This window comes from Aquabacterium sp., from assembly GCF_004297345.1.
In the GTDB taxonomy this organism is placed as follows: Bacteria; Pseudomonadota; Gammaproteobacteria; order Burkholderiales; family Burkholderiaceae_C; genus Aquabacterium.
The window spans coordinates 1-3,130 of the sequence record NZ_SCTN01000288.1; the positions used below are offsets into that span (position 1 = coordinate 1).

The 3,130-nt window shown below is 59.1% G+C and carries 4 protein-coding genes; 1 reads left to right on the forward strand and 3 read right to left on the reverse strand.

Annotation, left to right across the window (positions count from 1 at the left end; all coding sequences use genetic code 11):
• Nucleotides 1-688: VWA domain-containing protein (locus tag EPO09_RS10035; protein ID WP_290642685.1), on the forward strand; the 688-nt coding region annotated here is incomplete at its 5' end.
• On the opposite strand, the gene EPO09_RS10040 is transcribed toward EPO09_RS10035, so the two are convergent.
• From EPO09_RS10040 to EPO09_RS10050, 3 genes are all read right to left on the reverse strand, one after another.
• Nucleotides 685-1,101 (reverse strand): bacteriohemerythrin, encoded by a 417-nt coding sequence (locus EPO09_RS10040; RefSeq protein ID WP_290642687.1) that lies wholly within the window; start codon nt 1,099-1,101, stop codon nt 685-687. The two genes, EPO09_RS10035 and EPO09_RS10040, sit on opposite strands and share 4 nt — an antisense overlap.
• 12 nt (nt 1,102-1,113) lie before the next feature.
• Nucleotides 1,114-2,682: a methyl-accepting chemotaxis protein gene (locus tag EPO09_RS10045; protein ID WP_290642689.1), complete on the reverse strand. Its 1,569-nt coding sequence runs from the start codon at nt 2,680-2,682 to the stop codon at nt 1,114-1,116.
• 173 nt (nt 2,683-2,855) lie between these two features.
• The coding region (locus EPO09_RS10050; protein ID WP_290642691.1) for a putative zinc-binding protein at nt 2,856-3,130 on the reverse strand (275 nt) is incomplete at its 5' end.

Below are 3,130 nucleotides of genomic sequence, written 5' to 3' on the forward strand. Positions count from 1 at the left end.
CGACATGGACGCCTGGGTGCGGTGGCAGACCGAATGCCGAGGGGATGACGGCGAGTTGGCCGTCATGAGCGAGCCCAGGGTGTTTGCCCGGCCTCAACGCAGTGAGCGCAGCTTGGCGACCTTGCTGCTGGCTGATCTGTCCTTGTCCACAGATGCCTGGGCTTCGCAGGATGCGCGGGTCATCGATGTCATCCGCGATGCCTTGTATGTGTTCGGGCAAGCCATGGACGGCTTGGGTGATCCCTTCGAGATGCTGGGCTTCAGTTCGGTGAAGCGCCACAACGTGCGGGTGCATGCACTCAAGCGCTTTGACGAATCATGGGGCGCTGTGACACGGGATCGGGTAGGCGCGATCAAGCCCGGGTATTACACCCGCATGGGCGCTGCCATCCGCTACGCCACGAAGGCCTTGTCAAACAGGCCTGAAAAACAAAGGCTGCTGCTGCTGCTGACAGATGGCAAGCCCAACGACCTGGATCACTATGAAGGGCGATTTGGTCTGGAGGACACGCGGCATGCCGTGCAAGCAGCGAAATCTGCTGGCTTGCTTCCCTTCTGCATCACGATTGATGAGGAAGCCGCAGACTACCTGCCTTATCTGTTTGGGCAGCACGGTTATGCGCTGGTGCACAAACCGAACGAACTGGTGTCCAGGTTGACTCAGATCGTGGGGCAGCTATCTGCCTAGGGATGACGTTTGCGCTTGCCGCCGTCCAGATAGTCTCGCAATTCACGATCCGATCGGCGGATATGGAGCGACAGCCAGTCCCGAAGCAGTGCTGAAAGTTGCGCCGCCGTGGTGATGCTGCCGCATCCATATTTCGCTTGAAGCGCCTCGAGATCGGCGACGAATTTCTCGTGGCCTTTTTGATGGCCAGCCAGGTGAGGAAACCCGACTGATGCCATCACTTGTTCCTCTCTTCTCAAGTGCTCGTGGGTGTATTGCGCCAACGTGCTCAAGATATCGCCCACCACGTCTTGCCCGCATCCCTGGCTGGTGGCCGTGTGCAACTTATTGACCAGATCGATCAGGTGGCGGTGGTCCTGATCGATGGGGCCTCGATCGATGACGAGGTCCTCCGCCCATTCGAAGTAAGCCATGGTTGAGGCCTTTCAGGCAGCCAGCAAGGTGGCATGTTCATCCAGTTTGAAGACGTCCACGGAAGCCACGAGCGAGCGCGCCTGGTGTTCCAGAGATTGAGCTGCTGCCGCCGCCTGTTCTACCAATGCGGCATTGCCTTGTGTGACTTGATCCATCTGCCCCATGGCCTGGCTGATCTGGCTGATGCCGGCCGATTGCTCTTTGGCTGCGCTGGTCAGATCACCCATGATGTCGGCCACGCGGCGCACGCTCACCACGATTTCATCCATCGTGCTGCCTGCCTGTTCAACCAGCTTGCAGCCTTGGGAGACATTGCCCACCGAGTGGTTGATCAGGTCCTTGATTTCCTTGGCGGCGCTGGCGGAACGGCCCGCCAGGCTGCGGACCTCGGAGGCCACCACCGCGAAGCCTCTACCTTGCTCACCAGCCCGTGCCGCCTCGACGGCTGCGTTGAGTGCAAGGATATTGGTCTGGAACGCGATGCCATCGATGATGCCGATGATGTCGGCGATCTTGCGCGACGATTCGTTGATGGCGTCCATGGTCTGAACGACCTGCGCCACTACGTCGCCGCCTTTGAGTGCCACGTCAGCAGCAGAGCCTGCTATCTGGTTGGCGTAGCGACCACTCTCCAGGTTCTGCTGAACGGTGGCCGTGAGCTGCTCCAGTGAGGCAGCGATTTCCTGCAGCGAGCTGGCTTGCTCTTCCGTGCGCTGAGACAAATCCATATTGCCCGTGGCGATTTCACTGGTGGCAGTCGAGATGGAACTGGAGCCCGAGCGCACATCGCTGACGATCTGCACCAGGCTGCCGTTCATGCTTTGAAGCGCCTGCAGCAGCCGAGCCAGTTCATCGTGGCCTTGCACGTTGATGTTGGTGCTCAGGTCGCCTGCCGCGACACGCTGCGCCAGGGTGACCGCTTGATCCAGCGGCTGGGTGATGGAGCGACTGATGAGCTGCGCAGCGGTGATACCTGCCACCAACCCTGTTATGGCCAGCACGATCATCAAGACCTGCGCTTGCTGAATCTTGCCCTGGACGATCTGGCTGCTTTCGCCGACGATCTGTCTTTGCAGATCGGACAAGGCGGTGATCGGTGCTTGCAGGGCATCGATCGCAGCCAAGGTCTCGTTGTTCATGAGGTCTGTGGCTTGATTTCGCTGCCCACTGGCCACGAACGTGCGTACCTTGCTGAACGAGGCGACAAACCGCCCTCGCTTGTCCTTGATGTCCTTGAGCAAGGCGCGCCCATCGGATCGCTGGACCAGTTGATCCAGCGTGGTCATGGCCTCGTCGATCAGGGCCTTGTTCCGATCGATGCGTTGGTTGATATCTGCCAGGCGCGATGGCTGATCAGTGATGAGCAAGGCCATGGTGAGGCGGGCATTGGTTCGCGTCGTGGCGTTGATGAAATTGGCAGCCTCAGCCTTTCGCCAATCCTGATCGATGATGCGTTTGTTGATTTGACCAATGCTGTTGAATTGCCATGCCGCGAATAGCGTGGCCAGCGCCAGCATGGCCAGCAACAATCCAAATCCAAGGGCAAGCCTTTGCCCGATGCGCAGGGAGATGCGATTCACCATTCACCTCTTGAAGTGATAAGTGGGGCCTCTCCTGAAGACGCGCTCATATCGGCACGTTGATGTGCGTATATTCGGCTAGCGCAGGTCACATGTGACCAGGCATGCTGGCAGTACGTCACACAAGATGAGTGCTTGCCGGAGCTGATTTGATGTGGCGCAAGCTGATTCAATCAGGCTTTGGCGGCCGGTGCCATTTGCAACTGCTGCTTCAACTCATCCAGCAGTTCCTGGGCTTGACTCGGATCAAAATCCGTTCGGTAGGCTTTGCGCACACCGCGGGTGGCCAACTGAACATGCATGGTGGGCGTAATGCCATGCTGCGCCAGCGAAGCTTTGGTGCAGCTCAAGGCGCATCCATCGATGGCCACGATGCGGCGGCCACATTGGGCGGCATCCTCTGCCTTTCTGACCAGGCTGGGTACACGTCCTCCGACGCCGGCAATGC

What these genes read in the sequence shown, in the direction of transcription:
- EPO09_RS10040 (WP_290642687.1), bottom strand. Translation starts at nt 1,101, where the DNA reads ATGGCTTACTTCGAATGGGCGGAGGACCTCGTCATCGATCGAGGCCCC.